The organism is Actinomadura rudentiformis (assembly GCF_008923185.1).
GTDB classification, from domain to species: Bacteria; Actinomycetota; Actinomycetes; order Streptosporangiales; family Streptosporangiaceae; genus Spirillospora; species Spirillospora rudentiformis.
In genome coordinates, this window is record NZ_WBMT01000024.1 from 87,673 (window position 1) to 113,773 (window position 26,101).

The following is a 26,101-nucleotide window of genomic DNA, read 5'->3' on the forward strand; positions in this document are numbered from 1 at the left end:
GCGGGCGTTCAGGGTAGGCGGGCGAGGCCACCGTAGGCGGAGACCTCGGCGGCGGTGGGGGCGGGCGGGTCGTCGGGGTCGCGGCGCCAGTGCGACACCAGCACCACTCCCGGCTCCACCAGTTCGAGCCCTTGGCCGGTGAAGACCAGTCTCTCGAACTCCGCCCGGGTCCTGGGCCGGGTGCGCACGCCGTCGTCGTTGTAGCCGTCGCTGGCCTGCCGCAGTCGCGCGTTGTGCTCAGGGGTGAGGTGGCTGGCGAGCACGTGGCTGCCGGGCGGCAGTGCGCCGATCAGGGTGCGGAGGATCTCGGCGGGCCGTTCGTCGTCGGGGATGAAGTGCAGGACGGCGTTCAGCACCAGCGCGACAGGTTCGTCGAAGTCCAGCATGTTGCGGACCAGTGTGCTGCTGATGATCGAGCCCGGATCGCGGATGTCCGCCTCCAGGTATCCGACCTCGCCGCCCGGCCCGGAGACCAGGAGCGCGCGGGCGTGCGCGAGAACGACCGGGTCGTTGTCGACGTAGGCGACCCGCGCTGCGGGCGTGACGGATTGAACGACCTCGTGCACGTTGGGCGAGATGGGAATGCCGGTGCCAATGTCCAAGAACTGTCGCATTCCCATCTCGGCAGCCAGATAACGGACACCGCGGAGCAGGAACCGGCGGTTCTCCTGCGCACCGACCCGGATGGAAGGAAGGGCTGCCACCATCTTCTCCGCGGCGATCCGGTCGGCCGCGAAATTGTCCTTGCCACCCAGGAGGTAGTCGTACACACGGGCAGGTGACGGACGGGTCGCGTCCAGCCACGGAGTGCGATGGCTCGGCACGGACTCCTGCTCCGCCGAGGCGGGATCATGTGGCGGCGTCACGGTCGCGGATTCTCCAACGGTAGCGGCAATGGCGGCGAACGCCCTAACGTTAAGCACACCGTATCGAAATCCGAATAAGCTCCGGGCCCGGCAATCGATTGATTTGGGATGGTAATGAGAATTCTCATCGCAAGTGCGTCCGGACAACTCGGCCGCGCGACCGCACGGTACGTGCTGGACAGGGTCCCAGCCGACGACGTCATCCTCGCCACCCGGAACGTGGACGCGCTGGCCGGTTTCTCCGCCGACGGCGTGACCGTGCGGCGCGCCGACTACGACGAGCCCGAGTCGTTGCCGGCGGCCTTCGAGGGTGCCGACCGGATGCTCCTGATCAGCCTGCACGAGCTCGGCCGCCGCGTCGACCAGCACCGCAACGCCATCGAGGCGGCCGTGGCGGCCGGGGTCCGGCACGTCGTCTACACCTCGTACATCATGGTCGACCCCGGCTGCCCGTCCACCGTGGTGCCCGACCACCTGCGCACCCACGAGCTGCTGGACGGCTCCGGGCTGGACGTGACGTACCTGCGCAACGGCCTGTACGCCGAGACCCCCGTCACCCAGATCCTGCCGCCCGCGATCGCCCGCGGCGTCCTGGTCGACAACACCGACCACGCCCGCGGCGCCTTCGTCCACCGTGACGACTGCGCCGCCGTCGCCGCCGCGGTGCTGACCTCATCCGGTCACGAGGGCAAGACCTACGACGTCACCGGGCCGGAGTCGCTCAGCTTCGCCGACATCACCGCGCTGGCGAGCAAGGTCTCCGGCCGTCCCGTCGGCTACGCCAGCGTGGACGACGCGACGCTCGACGAGCAGTTGCGCGCCGCCGGGATCCCCGACGACGTGCGCGGCATGATCGTGTCGTTCGGGGTGTCCCTGCGCGCGGGCTACGGCGAACCGGTGACCGACACCGTCCAGCGCCTCACCGGCCGCCCCGCCCGCCCGATGATCGACCTCATGGAGCAGCACCGCACCCTGCTCACCGGAGCGCCGACGGCGCCTTAGGACGCGCACTAGGCCCCAGGACGCGCTTTAGGGCGCGTCCTCGGCGTCCGAGATTCCGTGGGCGACGGCGCGCGCCGGTGCGCCGTCGCCCGGCAGCCGGAGCGGGAAGACCATCATCGAGATGAGGTAGCCGTCGGCCTTGGCCTCCAGGACCTGGTCCAGGTTGGTGAGGTTCTCGACGACCATCGGCCCGCCGAACGCCGTGTCCGTCCGGGTGAGGAGGGACCGGTGCGCGGCCAGCGTGAACGTCTCCGACCCCGGCTCCGGCGTCGGGTCCACGCTCGGCGCGTCGATGCCGACGGTCAGCCAGTTGTACTCCCGGGCCGCGATGGCCGCCGCCGTCTCGGGCGCCAGATAGGGATGGGCGAAGTACTCGTCCGTCCCCCAGTACCTCGACCACCCCGTGGCGAAGACCAGGATGGATCCCGTGAAGGCCGGCCGTGCGGGCAGCACCTCCGGCCCGATGGCCGTACGCGGCGGCAGCCCGCGGACGTCCACGATCTCGGCGGGCCCCACGAAGACGCCGCCGCCCGGGAGCTCATGGAGCCCCGGCAGGGCGTCGTCGATGTGGAACGGAGCGTCCACGTGCGTCCCGGTCTGCGACCCGAGATGCAGACGCTGCACGTTCACCCCGTCCTTCGCCACCGTCAGCGCGGCGGACAGTTCGACCTCGGGGTCGCCCGGGTACACCGGCATCCCGGTGCCGATCGGCACCGAGAGATCGATCGTCACCTCGAACATGTCACCGATTATCGCCGCCGAGCGGCCACCCGATAGCGTGATCGGCGTGTTGCCTCTCGTCACCGCCATCCGGTACGTGACCCCGCTGCGCGAAGGCGGGTCGCTGCCGGGGGTCGTCGAGGCCGACGACCTGGGCACGTACGTCATGAAGTTCCACGGCGCCGGGCAGGGCCGCAAGGCGCTGATCGCCGAGGTCATCGCGGGCGAGCTGGCCCGCCGCCTCGGGCTGCGCGTGCCCGAGCAGATGATCATCGACCTCGATCCGGTGATCGGGCGGCACGAGCCGGACCCCGACGTGCAGGACCTGCTCAAGGCCAGCACCGGCTGGAACCTCGGCGTCGACTTCCTGCCGGGCTCGCTCGGCTTCGACCCGCTGGGCTGGAAGCCGGACCGCTCGTGGGCGTCGCGCGTGGTGTGGTTCGACGCGTTCATCGGCAACGTCGACCGCAGCTGGCGCAACCCCAACATGCTGGTGTGGCACGGCGACGTGTGGCTGATCGACCACGGCGCGAGCCTCATCTTCCACCACGCCTGGGCCAACGCGGCCCGCCTGTTCACCGGCCCCTACGACGTGGACGACCACGTGCTCACCCCGTTCGCGGACGACCTGCCCGGCGCCGAGGCCGAGCTCGCCCCGAAGATCACCGAGGACCTCCTCCACGAGGTCGCGGCACTCGTGCCCGACCGCTGGCTGGAGAACGAGCCGGGCTTCGCCACCGCCCACGACGTTCGCGCCGCATATGTGGACATCCTGCTCACGCGGGTAGGCAAGCCGCGTGACTGGCTGCCCTCCCTCGACCTCAGCGGCGCCAAAGCCGACACCGCCTCCCGGCGCGGGGAGAACCGCCCGGGCTGGCTGGGCGGTCCCGCATGAGCGATAAGACCGTCTTCGAGTACGCGGCGCTGCGCGTGATCCCCCGCGTCGAACGCGGCGAGCTCATGAACGTGGGCGTCATCGTCTACTGCCGCGCGCTGGACTACCTCGACTGCCGCACCCACCTCGACGAGGCACGCCTGCGCGCGCTGGACCCCGCCCTCGACCTCGACGGCGTCCGCCACGCGCTGAAGGCGGTCGACGCCCTCTGCTGCGGCGGCGACCGGGCCGGGCAGGCCGCGGACGAGCCGCCCGGCGCCCGCTTCCGCTGGCTGACGGCGCCGCGCAGCACGATCGTCCAGCCCGGCCCCGTGCACGCCGGCCTGACCACCGACCCAGCAGCCGAGCTGGACCGCCTCCTCGGGCTCCTCGTCACCTAGCGACCGGCAGAGCTAATCCGAGAGCCAAGTCCGGCTAATCCCACTCCCAGCGCATGCCGTGATATCCGGTGGCCATGCCGAAGTCGATGAAGTGCACGCTGTGGTAGCTCGACATCCTCAGGTCGGTCAGGTCTTTCAGGGCGGTCTGCGCGTCCGGCCGCCAGGTGCGGTAGCAGCGGGCCGGGAGCGATGCCGGGTGGAACCTCACCTCGATCAGGTACTCGTGCTGGGGGGTGCGGAAGCCGCGGCCCTCCTCGGTCACGACCGGCCCGGGCTCGTCGAACCCGAAGCCGTACTCCAGCAGGTAGGTCTCGCCGCGGGCGAGCGCCCGGTCGAACAGGAGCTCAGCGGCGATCAGCCCACTCCCCTCGTCCACCCGGACCCGCCCGAACCGGCATCCGCGTGCCGTCCGGGAGGACGGGAGGACGCGATGCGGGTGGTGGTAGACGGCGATCCAGCGGTCGACCCCGCGCTGCTGCGCCTGGAAGACCGCACGGGTACGGACCTCGCGAAGCTCACGGCCGCGCCCGACGACGTTCAGGTCGTGCAGGCTGAGGCCGGTCAGCTGGCGTTCGCCGCGTTCACCGATCTCGGCGATGAGGTCGCGGACGCCGGGTTCGGGACAGAGCTCCTCCACCGGCAGCCACGGTCCGGCCGCCCGTTCGCCGGACGGTTTGAGAAGGGTCAGGAGTGAGTGGCGGGGCAGTTCGAGGATGACCTCGAGACCGCGTACCGCGCGGAGTGAGTCGGCTCGTTCGGGACGTGTCCGGCCCCGCTGCCAGTAGCTCAGGGTAGAGAGACTGACCGCGATGCCCTGCTGGTCGAGTCGTCGCCGCAGGGATTCCAGACTCAGCCCGCGTGCTTGGATCGCCGCATGCAGGGCCACGTTGAAGGGGCCGTACTGCAGCATTTGGAGGAGGTCTTCCTCCGTGACTGTCTGCACCGCTATCGGCCTCCGGAAGGGCTTGGGCCGGCCCCCGCCCTCGGCCTTGACAACAGCACTTGCTATACCAGCGCTCACTGTAAGACCCAGGGATCGTGCTGCCAAGCGTAAAAGTACACAAACAACGACGCCGGGTGGCCGTGATCAGGGGAGATCTTGCCAAAGGGCACCCGGGCTCAGTCCCATTCCCATTCGAGGCCCAGGATGCCGAAACGCACGTCTCCCGCCGCCATATGTGCGCTGCCGGACGTGCCGATCCACAGTTCGCCGATCCGTTCCCGCGGGGCGTGCGCGGATTCCCCGGAGAACCCGTAGCAACGCGCGGGAAACATTTCCTCATGAAACTGCACCACGGCCAGGTAATCGCGGATCGGCCGGGCGAACCGCCGGGCGTATTCGTCGGCCTGGCCCGTCCCGGGGCTCGCCCGGAGGTCCAGCTCGTACTCCACGACGGCGGTGTCGCCCGCCGCGAGCACCCGGTCGAAGACGAGCTCGAACGCCAGCAGCCCCTCCTCGGCCCGCACCCGTCCCGGCCGGCAGTAGCGGAGCCCGGTCAGCTCGGCCTCCGGCTGCCCCTCCCCCGCCGGATGCACGCACACGACCCGGTCGACGTCGTCACCCGCGGCCCGCAGGACCGTGCGGACCGACAGTTTCCCGGGCCGCCGGTCGGCGTCGAGACGGTAGACGTCGTGCGTGCTCAGCCGTTCGAGCCGGTGGTCTCCGGACCGGTCGAGCTGGCCGACGACCCGGGCGTAGCGCTCCGGATCCGGCCACAGGTCGCCGGCGGCACGGCCGCGTTCGAGCCGTCCCGCGCCGGCGCGGCCTGCACCGCCGCCGCCATGGCGCACGGGGTGGGCGCCGTGGTCGGCCGCCTCCAGAAGCCCGGTGAGCGAGCCGGCGGGCACCGCGAGGATCTCCTCCAGCGCGGCCACGACCGCGCGGGATCGCGGTCGGCTGCGTCCGCGCTGCCAGTAGCTGAGCGTGGCCACGCTCACCGGCAGGCCGCGCTGGCCGAGCCGGTGACGGATCCGCTCCAGGGTCAGGCCGCTCGCCTGGACGGCCTGTCGCAGCGCACCGGCGAACTCCACGGCCCGGATGGTACCTGCTCTGGCGAAGTTGCCTGAAATGTCTAGAAAAGTATGGACATGAACGTATCGGTCTCGGCGAAGCCGACCCGCCGGTACGTGGCGCGCGCCCGCACGTTGAAGTCGTTGACGTACAGCGAGACGGTCGGCGCGATGGACCGCAGCGACTCCTCGACCAGCGCCGCCATCCCCGCCACCGACAGGCCCTGCCCGCGCAGGTCCGGCGGCACCCAGACGCCCTGCACCTGGCAGGCGTACGGGGTGACGGCGCCGACCTCGGCCTTGAAGAGCACCCGGCCGTCGTCGATGCGGGCGAAGGCGCGCCCGGCGCGGATGAGCTCGGCCACCCGGGCGCGGTAGAGCACGCCGCCGTCACCGGCGTTGGGCGAGACGCCGACCTCCTCGGTGAACATCGCCACGCACGCCGGATAGACCACGTCGAACTCTTCCATGCGGACCCGCCGTACATGCCGGTCGGCGACCACCGGCGGCATCGCCGACGTGGCCATGACGGGCTGGGTCGACCGGACCGCGCGGGCGGGCCCCCAGTAGGGCTCAAGGATCTCCCAGAACTCGCCCACCGCGCTCTTGGACCCGACGATCGACGAGCACCGCCGCCCCTGTGCCTGCGCGCGTTCGGCGAAGGCACGGACGGCCCGGGAGTCGGCGGCGACCGGGATCAGGTTGGCGCCGGCGTAGCAGAGCGAGGCCAGCCGGCCGTCACGCATGTAGCCCCACATCTGGGCGCCGAGACGGCCGGGGTCGAGCCCCACCGCGTGCACGCGCGAGCTGACGAAGACGTTCGCCACCGGATCGGCGTCGAGGATCGCCAAGACCTCGTCCCGGTGCCGGTCGTCCAAGACCCGCACCGGCAGCGATCCCAGCATCCGCACGGCTTACCGGCTCCCGAACCGGGGCAGGGGCCGGTGCGGCCTCTCCACTGTCAGCACCACGCCAACAAGACTATGACGTCTGCCGCCTGTGCGTATCCACCGGCTCCCTCTTCAGCGGGTGCCGCTCGGCCCGGGGACCCGGTTCGGGCGGCTTCCCGGCGGGACAGGCGGCGTCCGGGCCTGGCCGGTGGGCGGGCAGCGAACCGTTCCCCAGGTAGACCGCGACGGCCTTGTCGATACAGCGGTCGCCGGTCAGCGCCACCCCGTGATCGCCTCCGCCGGCCTGAACGAGCAGCCGGGATCCTGGGAAGCGCCGGTGCATTTCCAGCGCGCCGCGATAGGGCGTGGCGGCGTCCTCGGTGCCCTGGACGAGCAGCATCGGCAGGTCCGGGCGCCCGCTGACCTGCGGTGCCGGTCCGCCGTGATGCGCCCAGAACGCGCAGGGTGCGTTGTACCAGGCGTTGCCCCAGGTCTCGAAACGGTAGCCCGAACGATAGAGATGCCAGTTGTCGCGGTGCCACCGGGCCCAGTCGCGCGGCCAGGCGGCGTCCCGGCACTGCACGGCGGTGTAGACCGCGTAGTTGTTCTGGTCGAGCCATCCCGGGGCTTGCCAGGCCTTGGCGAGCGGCCGCGGGTCACGCTTCACGATCAGCGCCGACAGCAGGCGTGCGTTCATGGGCCAGCTCTGCTGCCCGTACCCGCTGGCGAGGAAGATGTCGTCCAGCTCGGTGGGGCCCACCCGGCCGCCCGCGGGCTTGACCGTGAGCCTCCGCCGGGCCTTGGCGTAGGCGGCGGCCACCTTCGTGGCGCTCCGGCCCAGCCGGTACGTCTCGTGATGCCGCGCGATCCAGGCGTAGAAGACCCGGATGCGCTTCTCGAACGCCACGTTCTGGTCGAGGTTGTTGTCGTACCAGACACCGCTGGGACGGACGACGCTGTCGAGCACCATCCGCCGGACACGGCCGGGGAACATGGTGGCGTACACCGCGCCGAGGTACGAGCCGTACGAGTAGCCGAAGTAGTTGACCTGGCGCTGGCCGAGCGCGACCCGGATGGCCTCCAGGTCGCGCGCCGAGCTCACCGTCCCCATGTGCGGGAGAAGTGAGCCGTACTTGGCCGCGCAGTCGGCGGCGTAGGCCCGTGCCCGCGCGATCCATGCCCTCTCGGCGGCCACCGAGGCCGGGACGGTGTCCGGTCGCGGGCGGCCCGGGTTCTGGTAGGTCTTGTCGCACACCATGGCGGGCTTGCTGGCCCCGACGCCGCGCGGGTCGAAGCCGATCCAGTCGTACGCCGCGGCGACCTTCTTGGGCAGCCCGTCGGGAAGCACGGCGGCCATGTCACGGCCGTGCGCGCCGGGCCCGCCGCGGTTGAGCAACATCACGCCCTGGAACTTCCGGGCCGTGTGCCGCGCGCGGGTCAGCGCGAGGGTGATCTTGTGTCCGTCCGGGCGGTCATGGTCGAGCGGGACGGCGAGCTTGCCGCACTGCAGCCCCTTGAGCCGGTCCTTCTCCACCGGATCGGACTTCGGGCAGGGTTTCCACTTGATCCTGGCGACCATGCTTGCGGCCGCATCGGCGGCCGTGTCGGGGGCCAGGTCTGCGGCGGCCCGCGAGGTGAGAGGTCCGGTCAAGGTTCCAATGGCCACGGCGGCCGTGGCCGCTCCGGCGACAACGTTGCGCACCCCAAGAGTTCTACTGGCGACGATCGCGGAGGAACCGCACCCACGTACATACCGCGATTCCGCCCGGAAACGGGAGGACCTCCCTGGAAACCAGGGAGGTCCTCAGCCGGGCGTTCGTGAATTCGTGCGTTCGTGCGTCGTGCGTTACGGGCGGCCGACCGGAAGGTCCTTGCCCGCGGTGCCCGAGGCGGCCTTCGCCGTGTTCGGGTTGGGGTCGTTCAGCGCCGGGACCGCCTTGCAGTGGGCGTCGGCACCGCGACGGCTCTTGGGCAGCTTGCCCGTGTCGAGGTACGCCGCGACCCGGTCGTCCAGGCACTTGTTGCCGTTGAGCGTGTTGGAGTGGGTCTTGCCGCCGAGCTCCAGGACCAGCCGGGAGGAGGGGAACACCTTGTGCAGGGCGTACCCGCCGGCGACCGGGGTCGCACCGTCGAGCTCGGACTGCACCATCAGGATGCCGGGCAGCGCCTTGTTGCTCTTCAGCTTGAGGGCGGGGCCGCCCTTGACCGGCCAGAACGCGACCGGAGCGTTGAACCAGACGTTGCTCCAGGTGTTGAAGCGGTAGCCCTGCTTGTAGAGCCGGACCGCGTCCTTGTGCCACTTGCTCCAGTTCCGCGGCCACTTGGCGTCCGCACCCTGGACGGCGTTGTAGACGGCGAAGCCGTTGTCGTCACCGCCGGGGTTCAGCCACTCCAGCAGCGGCTTCGGGTCCTTGTTCACGGCCCACGCGGACAGCGCCTGCGCGAACGGGATGTAGTAGCCGGTGTTGTACCCGGCGCTCAGCACGATGTCGTCAAGCTCGGACGGGCCGATCTTGCCGCCGATCGGCGCCTTCTTGGCCGCCGCACGCAGCTTGTAGTAGCGCGCCTCGACGGCCTTCTGGGTCTTGCCCAGCTTGTAGATCGAGTCGTACTTGGCGGTCCAGCGGAACCACAGCTTGATGTTCCGCTCGAAGGCCTTGTTCTGCTCCAGCTGCGCGTCGTACCACACGGTCTTCGGGTTGACGTTGCCGTCGAGGACCATGCGCTTCACGCGCTTGGGGAACAGCGTGGCGTACGTGGCGCCGTAGTAGGTGCCGTACGAGAAGCCGTACCAGCTGATCTTCGGGGCGCCGAGCGCCGCGCGGATCGCGTTGACGTCGTGCGCCGCGTTGGTGGTGCGCATGTGCGGCAGCAGCCAGCCGAACTTCTTCTTGCAGTCGGCGGCGTACTTGCGCGACTTGGCGATCCAGGCGCGCTCCTCCTTGGCGTTCCGCGGGACGTAGTCCGGGCGGATCGGGTTGGAGAAGTTCGGGTCGCAGGTCAGCGCGGGCTTGCTGGAGCCGACGCCGCGCGGATCGAACCCGATGATGTCGTACTTGGCCGCGACGTTCGCGTGGCCGACGCCGCCGAGCCAGCGCTTCAGACCATCCGAGTAGGCGAGGCCGGAGCCGCCCGGGCCGCCCGGGTTCACAAAGAGCACACCCTGGTAGTTCTTGGTGTCGGTGTGCTTCACGCGTGAGACCGCGATGGAGATCTTCTTGCCCTTGGGCTTGCGGTAGTCCAGCGGTACCTGGACCTGGGCGCACTCGGCCTTGCCGGCCAGCGAGCCGGTGCAGGCCCCCCAGGCGATGCCCTTGCCGGCCGTCGCGGCCGCGACGGGCGCGGCGCTCCGCGCGGTGCCACCGGTGCCCGCCGTGACGGCGACGGCGGTGCCGCCCACCCCCAGGGCCGTGGCAGCCGTGATGAGTACGAGCCTCTTCACTGAACCCCCTTGATCACCGGCGAGCCGTCACGCCGCAGCGACAACACGAGAGCGCGAGCGCGGGAAGCGGGAGCTTTGCCGGTGACGAGATGATTTATGTGCAACAGGTGGAGATTGTGGCGGTTGAGGCGGATCTGACGACAGAGGTTCCTGGGCGAGGATGCCGAATCGTGACTTTTAGCCCGAAAAGAGCCCCCGTCCGCGCGGCGCGCGCGGGCGGGGGCCCTGGTCGGATGGCCGGTCACCAGCCGGATGGCCGTCCCACCGGCCGAACGGACCTGCTATCGGCGGATCGGTGCGACCGGGTCGTCCGCGGGAGCCGACTTGACCGTGGCGGCCGTCGGGTTCGGCGCCGGGTTGGCCTTGCAGGTCGCGTCCGCGCCCTTCTTGGAGCCGGGCAGCGCGCCGGTCGCGAGGTACTTCGACACCCAGTCGTTCATGCACTGGTTGGCGTTCGGCGTGAGCGCGGTGCCGTGGTTGTTGCCGCCGAGCTCCAGCACGAGCCGGGAGTTCGGGAACAGCCGGTGCACTTCGAACGCGCCGGGCGTCGGGGTGGCCGCGTCGTTCTGCGGCTGCGTGACCAGGATCTTCGGCGCCTTCGCACCGATCTTCTGCGGCTTGGCTCCGGGCACGGCCCAGAACGCGGCCGGGGCGTTGTACCAGGCGTTGCCCCAGGTCAGGAACTTAGCGCCCTGCCGGTACTGGCGCGCGTGGTCGTTGTGCCAGCGCTTCCAGTTGCGCGGCCAGGGGGCGTCACGGCTCTCCACCGCCAGGTAGATCGCGTAGCCGTTCTGGTCCAGCCAGGCCGGCTCGGCGAAGTTCTCCCGGAGGCCCTTCGGGTCGTTGCGCAGCACCCAGTCCGCGATGACCTTGGCGTGGTCCACCCAGTAGTAGTTGCGGTAGCCGCTGGGCAGGAAGATGTCGTCGTACTCGGACGGGCCGATCTTGCCGTCGATCGGCTTCTTCTTCACCTTGGCGCGGCCCTTGTAGTAGTTGGCCTCGACCGCCTTCTTCGTCTTGCCCAGGTGGTAGACCGAGTCGTACTTGGCGATCCAGGCGAAGAAGATCTGGGCGCGCTTCTCGAACGCCACGTTCTGGTCGAGGTTGGCCTCGTACCAGACACGGCTCGGCCGCACCACGCTGTCGAGCACCATGCGGCGCACCCGGTGGGGGTACATCGAGGCGTAGACCGAGCCGAGGTAGGTGCCGTAGGAGTAGCCGAAGTAGTTCGTCTGCTTCTTGCCGAGCGCCGCGCGGATGGCGTCCATGTCGCGGGCGACGTTCTTGGTGTTGATGTGCTTGAGCGTGGCGCCGTACTTCTTGCCGCAGCTGGCCGCGTACGCCTTGGCGCGCTTGAGCCAGACGCGCTCCTGGGCGGCGGTGCGCACCACGTAGTCGGGGCGCGCCTTGCCCGGGTAGAGGTAGCTCGGGGCGCAGGACAGCTTCGGCTCGCTGCCCGCGACGCCGCGCGGGTCGAAGCCGATCCAGTCGTACTGCGCGCCGATCGTCTTCGGGAGGCCGTTGCTGCCGGTGGCGAAGCGGGTGGGCAGGTCACGGCCGTAACCGCCGGGGCCGCCACGGTTGAGCAGCGCGATGCCCTGGTAGTTCTTGGTGTCGGTCGCCTTCGCCCGGGTCAGCGCAAGCCTGATCTTCTTGCCCTTCGGGCGGGCGTAGTCCAGCGGCACCTGCAACGAGCCGCATTCGAGTCCCTTGAGCAGCTCGCCGAGGACAGGGTCCTTGGCCGGGCACGGCTTCCAGGCGATGCGTCCTGCCGCCGCCGCGACCTGCGTCGCGTTCGGGCTCGGAGCCGATGTCCCCGCCGTGGCGGCCACCGCGGTCCCAACGAGCCCGACGCCCGCGGCCGCAGCGGTGATCACTACGAGTTTCCTCACGGAGGTCCCCTTCTTCCGCGCGGGCTCGTCGGTGAGCCCGGCATGCGGCATAACGGGAAGATCCTGGCGATTGGGACACCTGTGAGGCGAGGGAAGAGGGAGAGTGGTTGCAGAATCGTGACAAGTTTGAGCGATTCACCATGAATCTGGGAATTACGACTTTGCGGACACCCCTGCTTCGGGCAGAACGAAAAGGGCCCACGGGATCATCCCGTGGGCCCTGATCGATCAGCTGTCAGCCGACGACGACCTCCGCACCGGGCCCGCCGGCCGTGCCGCCTCCAGCGATCACAGTGCCGTCCTCAGCGGTCACGGTGCCGTCCTCGTCGATCTGGAGGCCCATCTCCTCGGCGATGCGCATCGCCTCCTCGATGAGGGTCTCGACGATCTGCGACTCCGGCACGGTCTTGATGACCTCGCCCTTGACGAAGATCTGGCCCTTGCCGTTGCCCGAGGCCACGCCGAGGTCGGCCTCGCGCGCCTCGCCCGGGCCGTTCACCACACAGCCCATGACCGCGACCCGCAGCGGCACCGGGAAACCCTTCAACCCCGCGGTGACCTGCTCGGCCAGCGTGTAGACGTCCACCTGCGCGCGGCCACACGACGGGCAGGACACGATCTCCAGACCGCGCTGCTTGAGGCCCAGCGACTCCAGGATCTGGGAGCCGACCTTGACCTCCTCCACCGGCGGCGCCGACAGCGACACCCGGATCGTGTCGCCGATGCCCTGCGACAGCAGCGCACCGAACGCCACCGCCGACTTGATGGTGCCCTGGAAGGCCGGACCGGCCTCGGTGACACCCAGGTGCAGCGGGTAGTCGCAGGCCGCGGCCAGCTGCCGGTACGCCTCGATCATCACCACCGGGTCGTTGTGCTTCACCGAGATCTTGATGTCGCGGAAGTCGTGCTCCTCAAAAAGCGAGCACTCCCACAGCGCCGACTCCACCATCGCCTCGGGCGTGGCCTTGCCGTGCTTCTCCAGCAGCCGCTTGTCCAGCGAGCCCGCGTTGACGCCGATCCGGATCGGCACGCCGGCGTCCTTGGCCGCGCGCGCGATCTCGCCGACCTTGTCGTCGAACTTCTTGATGTTGCCCGGGTTGACCCGGACCGCCGCACAGCCCGCGTCGATCGCCGCGAACACGTACTTGGGCTGGAAGTGGATGTCGGCGATCACCGGGATCGGCGACTTGCGCGCGATCGCCGGCAGCGCGTCCGCGTCGTCCTGGGAGGGCACCGCGACCCGCACGATCTGGCAGCCCGACGCGGTCAGCTCCGCGATCTGCTGCAGCGTGGAGTTGACATCGGCCGTGAGCGTGGTGGTCATCGACTGCACCGACACCGGGGCGTCCCCGCCCACCGGCACGCTGCCGACCATGATCTGCCGGGACTTGCGGCGAGGCGCCACCTGCCGGGCCGCCCCCTGCTCGCCGCCGTCGCCACGGACCACCGGAATTCCGAGTGAAACGCTCATCCCTCTCCTCTGCTAACCCCCCACTAGCCTAGGCGGCCGACACCACTGCCATGACGTACACGTGGGACAAATCACGTGACCGTTCCGTCACAATCTGTAGCCATGGGATGCCGTTGCGGCAACCCCACTGGTCACTGCGGCAACCGCAGCGGATTGACGATGTCCGCGAGGATCAGCAGGACGCCGAGGCCGATCAGCAGGACGACCGCCAGGTAGGTCACCGGGAGCAGCTTGGTCATGTCGACCAGGCCGGGATCGGGCCGTCCGCGCCGCCGCGCGTACCAGGCGCGGAGCCGCTCGTACCCGACGACCGCCAGGTGCCCGCCGTCCAGCGGCAGCAGCGGCAGCACGTTGAGCGCTCCCAGGAAGATGTTCACCGAGACGACCAGGGACAGATAGAGCGCCGCCTTGTCGCGCCACGAACTCTCGGACGAGAAGATCTGGCCCGACACATCGGTCGCGCCCACCACGCTGCCGACCTGGCCGCCGGGCGTGCTCGCGCGCTCGGGAGAGAACAGCTTGGGGATCGCGGCGGGCAGGTCGACGACGACCTGGCCGATGCCCGCGACCGTCTGGCCGATGCCGCGTCCCGCGAACACCGCCGCGCCGATCGGGCCGGTCCGGTCGTACCCCTGGCCGACGACCCTGGCCTGCATGCCGAGGAACGACTCGCCTCTGACCGCCGCCAACCGGGCCTGCAACGTCGACTGCCGCCCGCCGCGCTCGACGACGACCGGCACGGTCTGGCCTGGCCGGGCCGCGTCGATCGCGTCGCGCAGCTCCGTCCAGTCGCCGACCGGCCGGCCGTTGAACGACAGGACCCGGTCGCCCGGGCGCAGGCCCGCCGCCGCGGCCGGGGACTGCGGCCGGCCGTCGCCGCACGGCTCGGTCAGGCCCGCCGGCACGCATGTGCTGACCTCGTCCACGGTCGTGGTGACCGTGCCCGGCTGCCGGATGCCGATCGTCATGGCCATCGCCATGAGCAGCACGAACGCGAACAGGAAGTTCATGACCACGCCGCCCGCGATCACGATCGAGCGGCGCGAGGCCTTCTGCCGGTAGAACGCGCGCGGCTCGTCGGCGGGGTCGAGCTCCTCCAGCGGCGTATAGCCCACGATCTTGACGAAGCCGCCGAGCAGGACGGCCTTGACGCCGTACTCGGTCTCCCCGCGGCGGAACGACCACAGCGTCGGCCCGAAGCCCACGAAGTACTGCGAGGCCTTCATCCCGAAGCGCTTGGCGGGCACCAGGTGACCGGCCTCGTGCAGCATCACCGACAGCAGGAGCGCGACGACGAACGCCACGGCGCCGAGGAGAAAGGCCATCGGAGGGCCCCCTTTGCCGGGGGCGCTCCCCCGGGTTCAGTCGAGTCCGGTCAGTTCCCGCGTCAGTTCTCGCGTCCTTGCCCGCGCCCACCCGTCGGCCGCGAGCACGTCGTCCAGCGTCAGCTCGCCCGACGGAACGACGTGCTCATCCACTACCCGCGCGATGGTGTCGACTATCCCCAGGAAGGGCAGCCGTCCCGCGCGGAAGGCTTCCACGCACTCCTCATTGGCGGCGTTGTAGACCGCGGGGGCGGTGCCGCCCGTCTCGCCCGCCAGGCGTGCCAGCGTCACCGCGGGAAACGCCTCGTCGTCCAGCGGGAACAGCTCCCAGGTGTGGGCCTTGGTCCAGTCCACGGCGGGCGCGGCGTTGCGCACACGCTCAGGCCACGTCAGGCCGAGCGCGATCGGCAGCCGCATGTCGGGTGGGCTGGCCTGGGCGAGCGTCGAGCCGTCCACGAACTCGACCATCGAGTGGATCACCGACTGCGGGTGCACCATCACCGCGATCCGGTCCATGGGCACGTCGAAGAGCAGATGCGCCTCGATGACCTCCAGGCCCTTGTTGACCAGGGTCGCCGAGTTGATCGTGATGACCGGGCCCATGTCCCAGGTCGGGTGGTTCATGGCCTCCTCGGGCGTCACGCCGGCGAGCTCGGCGCGGCTCCGGCCGCGGAACGGGCCGCCGCTGGCGGTCAGCACCAGCCGCCGCACCTCCTCGGCGCGGCCCCCCAGCAGGCACTGGGCCAGCGCCGAATGCTCGGAGTCGACCGGCACGATCTGGCTCGGCCGGGCGCGTTTCTTCACCAGGGGGCCGCCGACGATGAGCGACTCCTTGTTGGCGAGGGCGAGGGTGCTGCCGGCGTCCAGCGCCGCGAGCGTCGAGGCGAGGCCGAGCGCCCCGGTCACCCCGTTCAGCACCACGTCGCACCGCCACGCGGCGACCTCGGCCACCGCCTCCGGACCGGCGACGATCTTCGGGATCGCATACCCGCCGGTGGAGAAGCCGCGGCGCTGCGCCTCGGCATAGAAGGCCAGCTGCAGGTCCTGGGCGGCGGAGGCCTTCGCGACCGCGACGACCTCCGGGGCGAACTCCAGGGCCTGGGCGGCGAGCAGATCGACCCGGCCGCCTCCGGCGGCCAGTCCGGTGACCCGGAACCGGCCGGGGTTGCGGCGGATCACATCGAGGGCCTGGGTGCCGATCGAGCCGGTGGAACCGAGCACGACCACGTCTGAGGAGCGCATCACGAGACCATTCTCGGCCATGTCGGACCAGCGCGTTCCGCTGTGGCCCGGCGACAGAGCGTCCACATGCAGGAATGGGGAGAAATGCGAATCTTTCTCATACTGTTTGTCCACTTATGCCACTAGCCGGGCCATATGGAGTGAAAGTACCTTCCGGTCACCGTCTGCCCCCTCGACGTAACGGAGACCACATGAAGCGCAGCTCCCCTCTCCGCTCCCTGGCGCTCGCCACGATCGGCAGCGCAGCGCTCGTGACCCCCCTCCTGGCGGCACCCGCCCACGCCGCCGCCCCTCCTGGTCCCTCAGTGCGCACCCAGGCCACGGCCGCCGCCGACCAGCAGCGCGTGCTGCGCTTCTGGACCTCGCAGCGGATGCGGTCCGCCACCCCGATGGAGAAGCTGTTCAAGCCGAAGTGGACCACCCGCGAGGAAGTGCGGCGCGGCCTGGCCAAGGTCCTGCCGCCCGTCTCCGTCCAGTCGATCCCGAACGGCGGCAGCCCCTGGACGGGCGGCGGCGCGATCACGCGCACCGGCGGCCGGGTGTTCTTCACCTACCAGGGCCGCACCGCCTCCTGCTCCGGCGACGCGGTCACCAGCGCCAACAAGAGCACCGTCATCACGGCCGGGCACTGCGTGAGGCTCGGGGGCGCCTGGCACACCAACTGGGTGTTCGTTCCGGGCTACAACAACGGCAACGCCCCGCACGGCACCTGGTCGGCCGCCCGGACGCTCGCCACCCCGCAGTGGACCGCCAGCGAGGACCTCAACTACGACGTCGGCGCCGCCGTCGTCAACCCCCTGAACGGGCAGCGGCTCACCGACGTCGTCGGCGCCCAGGGCATCGCGTTCAACCAGCCCCGCGGGCAGGCCATGTACTCCTTCGGCTACCCCGCCGCCGCTCCGTACGACGGCTCGCGCCTCATCTACTGCAGCGGCACGACCATCAACGACTTCCTGGGCCAGAGCACCATCGGGCTGCGGTGCAACATGACCGGCGGGTCGAGCGGTGGCCCCTGGTTCCTGAACTTCAACGAGAGCACCGGCGCCGGGATCCAGAACTCGGTCAACAGCTACAAGTACAACCTGCCGTTCCTCAACGCGTACATGTTCGGGCCGTACTTCGGCGCCGACGCCCAGAACCTCTACAACACGGCCCAGGGAAGCTAGCTCCGCCGACATTTTCACGCGAAGTAGTCGCCCGTACGCGGTGAGTGCTGGACACTGCGAGCATGGCACCACGTTCGACCGGGTTCCTGCTCGCCACCGCGGCCGTCGCGACCGTCGCGGTGCCGCCCGGTTCGGCGGCCGACGCCGGTGCGTCGGCCGCCGTCCGGGTGGTGACGCACGAGGTCCCGCTCGACCCCGATCTCGAACGGCACGTACGCCGCTACTGGACCCCCGAGCGGATGACGGCGACCGCCGCCCGCTCCGTTCCGCCCCGGACCACCACCACGGGCGCGCTCTGGACGTCGCACGGGCAGGTCGCCCGCACCACCGGCAAGGTCTTCTTCAGCAGCGGCGGCCGTGACTTCCTGTGCTCGGCCAGCACGGTCCGGAGCGCCAACAGGGACGTGGTGGTCACCGCGGGCCATTGCGTCAAGGCGGGCCGGGGCGCCTGGGCGGAAAACTGGATCTTCGTGCCGGGATACCGCGACGGCACCGGCCCCTACGGCGGCTTCACCGCGCGCCGCATGTTCACGCCCGACCCCTGGTCCCAGGGCGGGGACGGCGACTACGACGTGGCGATGGTGGCCGTGGCACCCTCGGGCGGCCGGCACGTCGTCGACCTCACCGGCGGGCAGCGCATCGCGTTCGGCGGCCCCGACGGGCGCCGCACCCTCGCGTTCGGCTACCCGTCCACCGGCGCCTACGACGGCGAACGTCTCGCGTACTGCGGCGGGCGCCCGGCGGAGGATCCCCGCGGGGAGACCACCGGCCACGGCCTGCGCTGCGACCTCACGCGCGGTGCCAGCGGAGGCCCCTGGCTGTCCGGCTTCGACCCTGCCACCGGCACCGGCGTGGTCACCTCGGTCAGCAGCTTCAAGTTCGCCGACGACCGCGGCACGATGTACGGCCCGAGGTTCGGCGAGGCGGTCCGGCGCATCTACGAGCGCGCCCAGCACAGCTGATGACCTGCATGAACGCCCCTATCGGCCATCGATCACCAGGTCGCCGGCGACACGCACAGACTTTGCCCGGCCTTGCATCTGCTGTAACAGCTTCAACACCGTTGCCCTCCTATAAAGGAAGTACGTGGAAGAAGGCTTCGGTCACGGGGGGTGAGCGATGGACCGGACGGGCGAACTGAAGTTCGACCCCGGCGCTCTGAGCGCCGCGCAACGCAACGGCGACGCATGCGTCGTCTGCCACAAGAAATGGCCGCGCCCGCACGTGCGCGTCGGCTGCCTGCCGAACGGTCCAGGGGTGTTCGCGTGCGCCGACTGCGCACCCGCCCTGCCGCGGCCCCGTGAGCACTTCACGGAGCCGACCACGAACGCCGGAGGCCCGATGGCCCTGGCTGGAGCGACGGCCGACTAGGCCGGCGCCACTGGAATCTCTCCAGGAGGAAGGGTGACCCGGGCATTCGGGGGGAGGCCCGGGACCACCCCGAGAGGCGCGCCCGACTGGGGGCGGTCGGGCGCGCCTCATTTAATTGCTTTTTCGGCCTCGGGGTGTGCAGCGGGAGGGGGCGCGACATCGCTTCGCGATCTCTCGTGAAGCTTCGCCTCCGGCTCGCTTCACGACCCGTTAGCGCGCCCGCGTGCAACCTGGGGTCGTTGGTCTGCTCTCGACCGGCTTGCGTGCGTGACAGCTACCCGATCGCCTGCGGGCAGGGTGCGCCGGCTCATTGGCTTGCGGCTCGCGCGCTACCTGATCGCCGTGCAGGCGGTGCGCCACTGACCTCCTTGCGGGCGGGGCTGCCTGATCGCCTTGCGGGCGGGTGCGCAAGTTCATCGCCTTGCGGGTGGGCGGGCCACCTGATCGCCCTGCGGCCGCGTCGCCACTGACCTCCCTGCGGGCGGGGCTACCTGGCCGCCCTGCGGGCGGCGCCGCCACCTCATCGCCTGCGGGTGGGCGGGCTGCATGATCGGGTTGCGGGTGGTTATTTGATTGCTTTGGTGGCCTGGATCCAGGCTTGGGTCCACTCGGCGTAGTCCGTGCAGTCGCGGCGGCCTTCCTCGCCGCCTGGGCTGCCACAGGCCTTGGCCGGGGTGTGGGCGAAGATGACCTTGTTGAGGTAGTTCCGGTCGCCGACGTGGTTGGCGTTGCAGAAGGCGGTCTTGAGACGGTCGGGGGCGCAGGCCTGGGGGTTGGCCGGGGCCAGGCCGGTCCATGCGGCGACCTGCTCCTGGACGTCGGGGGACACGGTCCATTCCAGCCACTGGTACATGCAGTTGGGGTGCTCGGGGCGGGCGCCGATCATCCATGCGGTCATCCAGCCGGTCACGCCCTCGGAGGGGGCGATGGCCTGGACGGCCTTTCCGGCCCGGCCCAGCACGTCGGCCTGGTAGGGCCAGACGCCGCCGAGCACGGACTCGCCGCCGGCGAGCGCGCTGATCGAGTCGGCGGGCTGTTCCCAGTAGAGCTTGACGTGCGGACGTTGTCTGGTCAGTACGCGGGTCGCGGCGTCGAGCTGTTTGCGGGTGAGGGAGTAGGGGTCGGTGATCTTGAGCTTGCGCTCCTTGCTTTTGAGGTAGAGCGCGGCCTCGGCGATCGTCAGCGGGCTGTCGCGGACGATGAGCCGTTGCGAGTACTTCTTGGCCTCGTTCGGGTCGTACAGCGCGGCCCAGGAGGTCGGGGCGGGCTGGAGGACGCCGGTGTTGTACAGGAGCAGGTTCGAGCTCCACACGTAGGGGACGCCGTAGGTCTTGCCGTCCTTCTTGAGCAACGTCCGCAGGCGGGGTTCGAGCTTCTTGTAGCCGTCGACCAGGCCGGTGTTGACGGGGGTCGCCTGACCGTTGGCGATCAGCTGGCCGGCGACCTCCGGCGGGGCGGAGATGCCGTCGTAGCGGCGGGACTTGTTCTTGGTGAAGTCGGCCATCTCCTGGGCGGTCTTCACTTCCTTCCAGACGACCTTGCAGCCGGTGCGCTCCTCGAAGGGCTGCACCCAGTCCACGCGCGGGTCGCTGGCGCCGCTCTCGACGAGGCCCTTCATCGTCACCAGGTTGAGCAGACCCTCACCCTGGCCGACGGTGGCGGCCACCTGGGTGGTGCCCGCGGGTTCGTCCTCGCTGCAGGCGCTCAGCCCCATGACCAGAACCGTCGCGACCACCGAGGTGGTCACCTTGGCCCGCAGCCTCATCTCCGCTCCCCGTCTGTGTACGGTCCCGTCGGCGCAGCGTAGCGCGTCGCGAAGCCCGCGGTGTCCCCCTGCCGTCATTTATTGCCGCTGCCGGGCTTGACGGCAAGCCGAACGCCAGTCATTCAATGAGGCGTAGACGAGTTGATTGAAAGGAACCGTCTTCACTGATCTGACGGGGCCTAATAATGGCAATGGCTCAAGGGTTACAGATATTGAAAAATGTCGTTCATCGAAACGAGGGCCTCAGCAGTCACGCACGCCGAAACGAAACCGCCGCGGCCGGGAGGGACAGCGGGTGCTGGCGTCCGCGCCACACACGGAGGTTGCTGGAGAGGGATATGGCGCGGGCTACTGTCCTTCCCGGGGCCGCGGCGGCACCGGCGATACGTGGCGAGGTTGGGGAACAGCGGATCACCTTGCAGTGCTGCCTGGCCACGCGACCACCGGTACCCGGCGGAACGGCGACGGTGTGACGCCCTCGAGACGGAGGAGATTCGAGGGGCGTCGCGCGTTCCGGCGGGAGTCGTCCGAGGTCCGGGGGATGCTCTCGATCGGCGGCTCGGTGTTCTGGATCACCTCGATGCGTGCGATCAGCCACTGCGGAGTCTCGGCCTCGATGAACTCGTCCACGTCACTGTCGCGGGGCGGAAGCGCCCACCAGTGGCCGGTGAAGAGGCCGAACCAAATGGTCCAGCTCGGATAACGCCTACTGAGGGCGGCGACCTCAGCGGCGTGATCGTCAGCCATAGCCTTGACTCCGGACTCTGACCTTTTTGTAATTGCCTCAATTAATTGAGACAGTCAGATTGTGTCGCCGGTCACAGAGCGAGTCAACACTTGTAGCTATTATTTGTCGAAGCGGAAAAGACGAAAATTGACGACGAGAACATACGGGCGACAGAAAATCCCAGCGTCAGGGACCTGGCTTTTCTCACGTTGGGCGACGGCCCGTGACCCGGCGCTAACCCTCGTGAGTCACACAGGTACCGTGAATCACTCACGTTGGCTCCGGTGACAGTCCGCCGGGCATAGTTATTTCAACCTATTTGTACAATCTGATGCAGTTCGTCCGGTCTCAGGGCGTGTATGGCGGGCCAGTGAGAAGTCACTGGCCCGCTCCCTCAGCCGTTCGTGGGGAAGCCCAGGTTCACGCCGCCGTGGGACGGATCGAGCCAGCGGGCGGTGACAGCTTTCGTGCGGGTATAGAAGTGCACGCCCTCCATGCCGTGCGCGTGGCTGTCACCGAAGAGGGACGCCTTCCAGCCGCCGAAGGAGTAGTACGCCATCGGCACCGGGATCGGCACGTTGATGCCGACCATGCCCACCTCGACCTCGTTCTGGAACCGCCGGGCCGCGCCGCCGTCGTTGGTGAAGATGGCCGTGCCGTTGCCGTACGGGTTGGCGTCCAGGAGCGCCATCGCCTCCTCGTACGAGCCGACGCGGACGATCGACAGGACCGGACCGAAGATCTCGTCCCGGTAGGCGTCCATCTCGGGGGTGACATGGTCGAGGACCGTCGGGCCGAGCCAGAACCCCTCCCCGTCCGGCACCCGGGTCTCGCGGCCGTCGACGGCCAGGGTCGCGCCCTGGGCGACGCCGCTGTCGAGGTACGAGGCGACCTTGTCGCGGTGCTCGCGGGTGACCAAGGGACCCATCTCGGACTCCGGGTCGTCGCCGGGGCCGACCTTCAGCCGTGCCACCCGCTCGTTGATCTTGCTCAGGAGCTCGTCGCCCACGGGATCGACGGCCACCACCACGGAGATCGCCATGCAGCGTTCCCCCGCTGAGCCGAAGCCGGCGGAGACCGCGGCGTCGGCGGCCAGGTCCAGATCGGCGTCGGGCAGGACGACCATGTGGTTCTTGGCGCCGCCCAGCGCCTGGACCCGCTTGCCCTTGCGCGCGGCGGTCTCGTAGATGTAGCGCGCGATCGGGGTGGAGCCGACGAAGCTGACCGCCTTGACGTCCGGGTGGTGCAGCAGCCCGTCCACGGCGATCTTGTCGCCGTGCAGCACGTTGAAGACGCCGTCCGGAAGCCCCGCCTCGGCCCACAGCTCGGCGAGCCTGACCGACGCCGAGGGGTCCTTCTCGGACGGCTTGAGGATGAACGTGTTGCCGCAGGCGATCGCCACCGGGAACATCCACATCGGCACCATGGCCGGGAAGTTGAACGGGGTGATCCCGGCGACCACGCCGAGCGGCTGGAGGATCGAGTAGGCGTCCACCCGCGACGAGACGTTCTCCGAGAACCCGCCCTTCAGCAGGTGCGGGACACCGCACGCGAACTCCACGACCTCAAGGCCGCGGGCGACCTCGCCGGCCGCGTCGGAGACGACCTTGCCGTGCTCGGACGAGATGAGCCGGGCCAGCTCGTCGCGGTGCTCGGTCAGCAGCTCGCGGAAGCGGAAGAGGATCTTGGCGCGCTGGGCCAGTGAGGTGTCGCGCCACCCCGGGAAGGCGGCCTTGGCCGCGGCCACGGCGGCGTCGATCTCGGCCTGCGCGGCGAAGTCGACGGTGCCGCTGAGCCGCCCGGTCGACGGCTCGTAGATGTCCCCACGCCGGCCGGCCACACTCGTGGACGGCTTGCCGTTGATCCAGTGGGTGACGTGCTTGCTGCTCATGATCCGTTCAACGCTTCCAGGGAGTCGATCAGGATGGTCAGGCCTTCGACGGCCTCGGCGCCGCTCAGGGTGAGGGGTGGTGCCATGCGGACGACATTGCCGTACAGGCCTCCCTTGCCACCGAGCAGCCCCCGCTTGCGGGTCTCCTCCATGAGCGCGGCGGCGGTCGCGGCGTCGGCCAGTTCGATCGCGAACATCAGGCCCTTGCCGCGGACGTCCTTGATCACCGGCAGCCGGGCGGCGGCCTCCTTGAGGCCGCCGATGATGACCGCGCCCTGCTTGGCGGCGTTGGCCTGCAGGTCGTGGTCGAGCACGTAGTCGAGGGTGGCGTTGGCGGCGGCCATGGAGATCGGGTTTCCGCCGAACGTGGACAGCCCGACCGCGGGCAGCGCGTCCATCAGCTCGCCGCGGGCGACCACGCCGCCGACCGCGAAGCCGTTCCCCAGCCCCTTGGCGAACGTCAGCATGTCGGGCGTGACGCCGTGGTTGCCGATGCCGAAGAAGCTGGACCCCGTACGGCCCCAGCCGGTCTGCACCTCGTCGGAGATGAGCAGGATGCCGTGCTCGTCCAGGACCTCCTTGTACGCGGCGAACAGCCCGTCAGGGGCCATCGTGAACCCGCCGACGCCCTGGATCGGCTCGGCGATGAGCGCCGCGACGTCGCCGGCCGTCGCCGTCGCCAGGACGTGGCGCAGGTCTTCGACGCAGACCTTGATGTAGTCCTCGTCCGACAGGCCCGCGAACTGCGGCAGATGCCGGTCGGTGCCGTGCAGGAAATGCGCGTTCACCGGCGAAAATGAGGTGTTCTTCCAGCCGCGGTGACCGGTCACGCCGATCGCGCCGAACGACCGGCCGTGGTAGGCCTGCCGCATCGCGAGGATCTGGTCGCTGCGACGGGTGTACGCGGCGAGCAGGAGGGCGGTCTCGTTCGCCTCGGTCCCCGAGTTGGTGAAGAAGACCTTGGCGTCGGGGATGCCCGACAGCCGGGCGATCTTCTCGGCGAGCTCGACCTGGCCGCGCAGCAGGTACGCGGTGGAGGTGTGCACGATCCCGGTGGCCAGCTGCCGTTCCACGGCCTCGCGGACCTCGGGCACGTCGTACCCGAGCATGTTGGTGAGGATGCCCGAGAAGAAGTCGAGGTAGCTGTTCCCGTCGGCGTCGGTGACCCGGTTGCCCTTACCGCTGACGATCTCGAGGGGGCGTTCGTAGTTCAGCGCCAGCCAGTCCGGCATCACCGCCCGGTGGCGCCGGAGGAGGTTCTCGTTATCCGGCATGCCCCAAGTCTCGCCATCTGCCGCCCTGCCGGACTACCCGCAGAGTGTCAAGACCAGCGCCTTTGGATTGACGGTCTGACGGAAGCGTAGCCGCTTTTTACAATGTGTAATTCATTCATCATATTGAGTTGACAGAATGCCGGGATATGATCCAGACGATGCTGCCCACCCTCGCCGATGTGCTCCAGCTGGACGCGGTCCGCCGCGGCCAGCCGCGCGTCGTCGCGGGCGAGGACCGCCTGGACAACCGGGTGCGCTGGGTGCACGTGGCCGAGGTGACCGACATCGCGCACCTCCTGCACGGCGGCGAGCTGGTGCTGACGACCGGCATCGCGCTGCCGGACGAGCCCGCCCGGCTGCGCGCCTACATCGGCGAGCTGTCCGAGGTCGGCGTCAGCGGGCTCATGGTCGAGCTCGGCCGCCGCTACGCCAGCGTGCTGCCGCCGGCGCTGATCGCCGCGGCGGAGGACCACGGCCTGCCGGTGGTGATGCTGGCGCACGAGCCCGCGTTCGTCGACATCACCGAGTCGGTGCACGCGCGCATCCTGCAGGACCAGATGGCCGAGCTGCGCGCCTCCGAGGAGCTCCACGAGATCTTCACCCAGCTGTCGGTGGAGGGCGCGTCGACCGACGAGGTCGTCCGGCAGGTGGCGGCCCTCGGCGGCCATCCGGTGGTGCTGGAGAACCTCTCCCACCAGGTGCTGGCCGCCGACGCCGGCGGCAAGGACCCGGCCGAGCTGCTGTCGGCCTGGGAGACCCGTTCCCGCGCCGTCCGGCTCGACCAGCGGACCGCCTACGACGAGGCGTCCGGCTGGCTGGTCACCATGGTCGGCGCGCGCGGCGAGGACTGGGGCCGCCTGATCCTCACCTGCGACGCGCCCCCGACACCGCGCGAGACCGTCCTGATCGAACGCGCCGCCACCACGCTCGCGCTCGGCCGGCTGCTGGACCGGCACGCCGAGAGCATCGAACGCCAGGCGCACGGCACGATCATCACCCGCATATTGGCCCACTCCTACTCCGACCCGCAGGAGGCCGCCGCCCGCGCCCGCGCCCTCGGCGTCCCCTTGTCCGGCCGCCGCCTCCTCGGCGTCGTCCTCCGCCCGCGCAGCGGCACCGCCGCCCCGCCGGCCGAGCTGAGCGAGCTCGCCGAGGCGGCCGCCACCGCGTGCAAGGACGCCCGGCTCGCCGCCCTGGTCGGCGTGCTCGACGAGAGCGGCCCGCAGGCCCGCGTCGGCGTGCTCGCGTCGTTGCCCGCCCGTGCCGACGTCGAGACCGCGCTGAACGAGGTGGCCACCCGCATCCGCAAGCAGTCCGGCGGCGACATCGTGATGGCCACCGGATCTGTCGTGGAGTCGATCCGCGACGTGCGCCGCTCGTTCCTGGAGGCCGAGCAGGTCGCCGACGTCGCATGCCGGGGCTCCGGCGGGCGGCTCTTCTACCGGCTGCCCGACCTGCGCCTGCGCGGCCTGCTGCACCTGTTGCGCGACGACGCCCGGCTGCAGACGTTCGTCGAGCGCGAGCTCGGGCCGCTGCTGGAGTACGACGCGCAACGCGGCGCCGATCTCACCCGCATCCTGGAGCTCTACCTGGAGTCGGGCCGCAACAAGGCCGTCGCCGCCCAGCAGGCGCACCTGTCACGCCCCGCCTTCTACGAACGCCTGCGCCGCATCGAGCGGGTCCTGGACGCCGACCTGGACGACGTCGAGTCCTGCGCCTCACTGCACGTGGCGCTGCTGGCCCTGAGCTCTGTCCGGCTCAGTTAACGCTTT

General features: G+C 69.9%; 22 protein-coding genes. 7 read left to right on the plus strand and 15 right to left on the minus strand.

The window, feature by feature from the left end:
• Positions 1-8: 8 nt before the first annotated feature.
• Entirely contained in the window at positions 9-866 is an 858-nt protein-coding gene (locus F8566_RS40215; RefSeq protein ID WP_192810101.1) for an SAM-dependent methyltransferase, read from the minus strand.
• Positions 867-980: 114 nt separating this feature from the next.
• Between F8566_RS40215 and F8566_RS40220 the strand changes: the two genes are divergently transcribed.
• Complete coding sequence (locus F8566_RS40220; RefSeq protein WP_192810102.1) at positions 981-1,868, plus strand: SDR family oxidoreductase; 888 nt, start codon at positions 981-983, stop codon at positions 1,866-1,868.
• A 27-nt stretch (positions 1,869-1,895) separates the two neighbouring features.
• Here F8566_RS40220 and F8566_RS40225 read toward each other — a convergent pair whose 3' ends face one another.
• Complete coding sequence (locus tag F8566_RS40225) at positions 1,896-2,609, minus strand: cyclase family protein (protein WP_151567913.1); 714 nt, start codon at positions 2,607-2,609, stop codon at positions 1,896-1,898.
• A gap of 46 nt (positions 2,610-2,655) precedes the next feature.
• On the opposite strand from F8566_RS40225, the gene F8566_RS40230 reads away from it, so the two are divergent.
• Together F8566_RS40230 and F8566_RS40235 are read left to right on the plus strand one after the other, a co-directional pair.
• Positions 2,656-3,483 carry a HipA family kinase gene (locus tag F8566_RS40230; protein WP_151567915.1) on the plus strand — a complete coding sequence of 276 codons (828 nt, stop codon included), beginning with the start codon at positions 2,656-2,658 and terminating at the stop codon, positions 3,481-3,483.
• Positions 3,480-3,863, plus strand: coding sequence for a DUF3037 domain-containing protein (locus F8566_RS40235; RefSeq protein ID WP_151567917.1), 384 nt, complete (start codon positions 3,480-3,482; stop codon positions 3,861-3,863). Before F8566_RS40230 ends, F8566_RS40235 begins: the two co-directional genes overlap by 4 nt.
• A gap of 34 nt (positions 3,864-3,897) precedes the next feature.
• Here F8566_RS40235 and F8566_RS40240 read toward each other — a convergent pair whose 3' ends face one another.
• The 9 genes from F8566_RS40240 to dxr all read right to left on the minus strand — a co-directional run bounded on the left by F8566_RS40240 (position 3,898) and on the right by dxr (position 16,135).
• Positions 3,898-4,806 (minus strand): hypothetical protein, encoded by a 909-nt coding sequence (locus F8566_RS40240; protein WP_151567919.1) that lies wholly within the window; start codon positions 4,804-4,806, stop codon positions 3,898-3,900.
• Between the two features lie 176 nt (positions 4,807-4,982).
• Positions 4,983-5,894 (minus strand): hypothetical protein, encoded by a 912-nt coding sequence (locus F8566_RS40245; RefSeq protein ID WP_151567921.1) that lies wholly within the window; start codon positions 5,892-5,894, stop codon positions 4,983-4,985.
• Between the two features lie 41 nt (positions 5,895-5,935).
• Positions 5,936-6,778 carry a GNAT family N-acetyltransferase gene (locus tag F8566_RS40250; protein WP_151567925.1) on the minus strand — a complete coding sequence of 281 codons (843 nt, stop codon included), beginning with the start codon at positions 6,776-6,778 and terminating at the stop codon, positions 5,936-5,938.
• A gap of 76 nt (positions 6,779-6,854) precedes the next feature.
• Positions 6,855-8,465 (minus strand): alpha/beta hydrolase, encoded by a 1,611-nt coding sequence (locus F8566_RS40255; RefSeq protein ID WP_225993946.1) that lies wholly within the window; start codon positions 8,463-8,465, stop codon positions 6,855-6,857.
• Positions 8,466-8,609: 144 nt separating this feature from the next.
• The gene (locus F8566_RS40260) at positions 8,610-10,205 is read right to left on the minus strand and encodes an alpha/beta hydrolase (protein WP_151567927.1); all 1,596 of its coding nucleotides are present in this window, start codon (positions 10,203-10,205) and stop codon (positions 8,610-8,612) included.
• Between the two features lie 281 nt (positions 10,206-10,486).
• Positions 10,487-12,097, minus strand: a complete 1,611-nt coding sequence (locus F8566_RS40265; protein WP_225993947.1) for an alpha/beta fold hydrolase — start codon at positions 12,095-12,097, stop codon at positions 10,487-10,489.
• A 235-nt stretch (positions 12,098-12,332) separates the two neighbouring features.
• Positions 12,333-13,568, minus strand: a complete 1,236-nt coding sequence (ispG, locus tag F8566_RS40270; protein ID WP_151567933.1) for a flavodoxin-dependent (E)-4-hydroxy-3-methylbut-2-enyl-diphosphate synthase — start codon at positions 13,566-13,568, stop codon at positions 12,333-12,335.
• Positions 13,569-13,699: 131 nt separating this feature from the next.
• Positions 13,700-14,893: a M50 family metallopeptidase gene (locus F8566_RS40275; RefSeq protein WP_151567936.1), complete on the minus strand. Its 1,194-nt coding sequence runs from the start codon at positions 14,891-14,893 to the stop codon at positions 13,700-13,702.
• 36 nt (positions 14,894-14,929) lie between these two features.
• Positions 14,930-16,135 carry a 1-deoxy-D-xylulose-5-phosphate reductoisomerase gene (gene dxr / locus F8566_RS40280; protein ID WP_151568146.1) on the minus strand — a complete coding sequence of 402 codons (1,206 nt, stop codon included), beginning with the start codon at positions 16,133-16,135 and terminating at the stop codon, positions 14,930-14,932.
• Positions 16,136-16,326: 191 nt separating this feature from the next.
• Here dxr and F8566_RS40285 point away from each other — a divergent pair, with 191 nt between their 5' ends.
• From F8566_RS40285 to F8566_RS40295, 3 genes are all read left to right on the plus strand, one after another.
• On the plus strand, positions 16,327-17,301 hold the full coding sequence (locus F8566_RS40285; protein ID WP_151567940.1) for a trypsin-like serine peptidase: 975 nt from the start codon (positions 16,327-16,329) through the stop codon (positions 17,299-17,301).
• A gap of 62 nt (positions 17,302-17,363) precedes the next feature.
• A complete protein-coding gene (locus F8566_RS40290) occupies positions 17,364-18,263 on the plus strand; it encodes a trypsin-like serine peptidase (protein WP_151567943.1) in 900 nt (299 codons plus the stop codon).
• Positions 18,264-18,420: 157 nt separating this feature from the next.
• The gene (locus F8566_RS40295; RefSeq protein WP_151567946.1) at positions 18,421-18,672 is read left to right on the plus strand and encodes a hypothetical protein; all 252 of its coding nucleotides are present in this window, start codon (positions 18,421-18,423) and stop codon (positions 18,670-18,672) included.
• Between the two features lie 565 nt (positions 18,673-19,237).
• On the opposite strand, the gene F8566_RS40300 is transcribed toward F8566_RS40295, so the two are convergent.
• The 4 genes from F8566_RS40300 to F8566_RS40315 form a co-directional block, all read right to left on the minus strand.
• Positions 19,238-20,437, minus strand: a complete 1,200-nt coding sequence (locus F8566_RS40300; protein WP_151567948.1) for an extracellular solute-binding protein — start codon at positions 20,435-20,437, stop codon at positions 19,238-19,240.
• Positions 20,438-20,848: 411 nt separating this feature from the next.
• Positions 20,849-21,184 carry a hypothetical protein gene (locus F8566_RS40305; protein ID WP_151567951.1) on the minus strand — a complete coding sequence of 112 codons (336 nt, stop codon included), beginning with the start codon at positions 21,182-21,184 and terminating at the stop codon, positions 20,849-20,851.
• A gap of 374 nt (positions 21,185-21,558) precedes the next feature.
• Positions 21,559-23,055: a CoA-acylating methylmalonate-semialdehyde dehydrogenase gene (locus F8566_RS40310; protein WP_151567955.1), complete on the minus strand. Its 1,497-nt coding sequence runs from the start codon at positions 23,053-23,055 to the stop codon at positions 21,559-21,561.
• Complete coding sequence (locus F8566_RS40315) at positions 23,052-24,329, minus strand: aspartate aminotransferase family protein (protein WP_151567959.1); 1,278 nt, start codon at positions 24,327-24,329, stop codon at positions 23,052-23,054. The genes F8566_RS40310 and F8566_RS40315 overlap by 4 nt, the downstream gene beginning before the upstream one ends.
• A 158-nt stretch (positions 24,330-24,487) precedes the next feature.
• On the opposite strand from F8566_RS40315, the gene F8566_RS40320 reads away from it, so the two are divergent.
• Positions 24,488-26,095, plus strand: a complete 1,608-nt coding sequence (locus F8566_RS40320; protein ID WP_151568148.1) for a PucR family transcriptional regulator — start codon at positions 24,488-24,490, stop codon at positions 26,093-26,095.
• Positions 26,096-26,101 lie beyond the last annotated feature (6 nt).

Coding starts and splice junctions, on each gene's coding strand:
- F8566_RS40235 (WP_151567917.1), top strand. CDS start 3,480: ATGAGCGATAAGACCGTCTTCGAGTACGCGGCGCTGCGCGTGATCCCC.
- ispG (WP_151567933.1), bottom strand. CDS start 13,568: ATGAGCGTTTCACTCGGAATTCCGGTGGTCCGTGGCGACGGCGGCGAG.
- dxr (WP_151568146.1), bottom strand. CDS start 16,135: ATGCGCTCCTCAGACGTGGTCGTGCTCGGTTCCACCGGCTCGATCGGC.
- F8566_RS40285 (WP_151567940.1), top strand. CDS start 16,327: ATGAAGCGCAGCTCCCCTCTCCGCTCCCTGGCGCTCGCCACGATCGGC.
- F8566_RS40315 (WP_151567959.1), bottom strand. CDS start 24,329: ATGCCGGATAACGAGAACCTCCTCCGGCGCCACCGGGCGGTGATGCCG.
- F8566_RS40295 (WP_151567946.1), top strand. CDS start 18,421: ATGGACCGGACGGGCGAACTGAAGTTCGACCCCGGCGCTCTGAGCGCC.
- F8566_RS40250 (WP_151567925.1), bottom strand. CDS start 6,778: ATGCTGGGATCGCTGCCGGTGCGGGTCTTGGACGACCGGCACCGGGAC.
- F8566_RS40310 (WP_151567955.1), bottom strand. CDS start 23,055: ATGAGCAGCAAGCACGTCACCCACTGGATCAACGGCAAGCCGTCCACG.
- F8566_RS40320 (WP_151568148.1), top strand. CDS start 24,488: ATGCTGCCCACCCTCGCCGATGTGCTCCAGCTGGACGCGGTCCGCCGC.
- F8566_RS40305 (WP_151567951.1), bottom strand. CDS start 21,184: ATGGCTGACGATCACGCCGCTGAGGTCGCCGCCCTCAGTAGGCGTTAT.
- F8566_RS40300 (WP_151567948.1), bottom strand. CDS start 20,437: ATGAGGCTGCGGGCCAAGGTGACCACCTCGGTGGTCGCGACGGTTCTG.
- F8566_RS40220 (WP_192810102.1), top strand. CDS start 981: ATGAGAATTCTCATCGCAAGTGCGTCCGGACAACTCGGCCGCGCGACC.
- F8566_RS40225 (WP_151567913.1), bottom strand. CDS start 2,609: ATGTTCGAGGTGACGATCGATCTCTCGGTGCCGATCGGCACCGGGATG.
- F8566_RS40275 (WP_151567936.1), bottom strand. CDS start 14,893: ATGGCCTTTCTCCTCGGCGCCGTGGCGTTCGTCGTCGCGCTCCTGCTG.
- F8566_RS40290 (WP_151567943.1), top strand. CDS start 17,364: ATGGCACCACGTTCGACCGGGTTCCTGCTCGCCACCGCGGCCGTCGCG.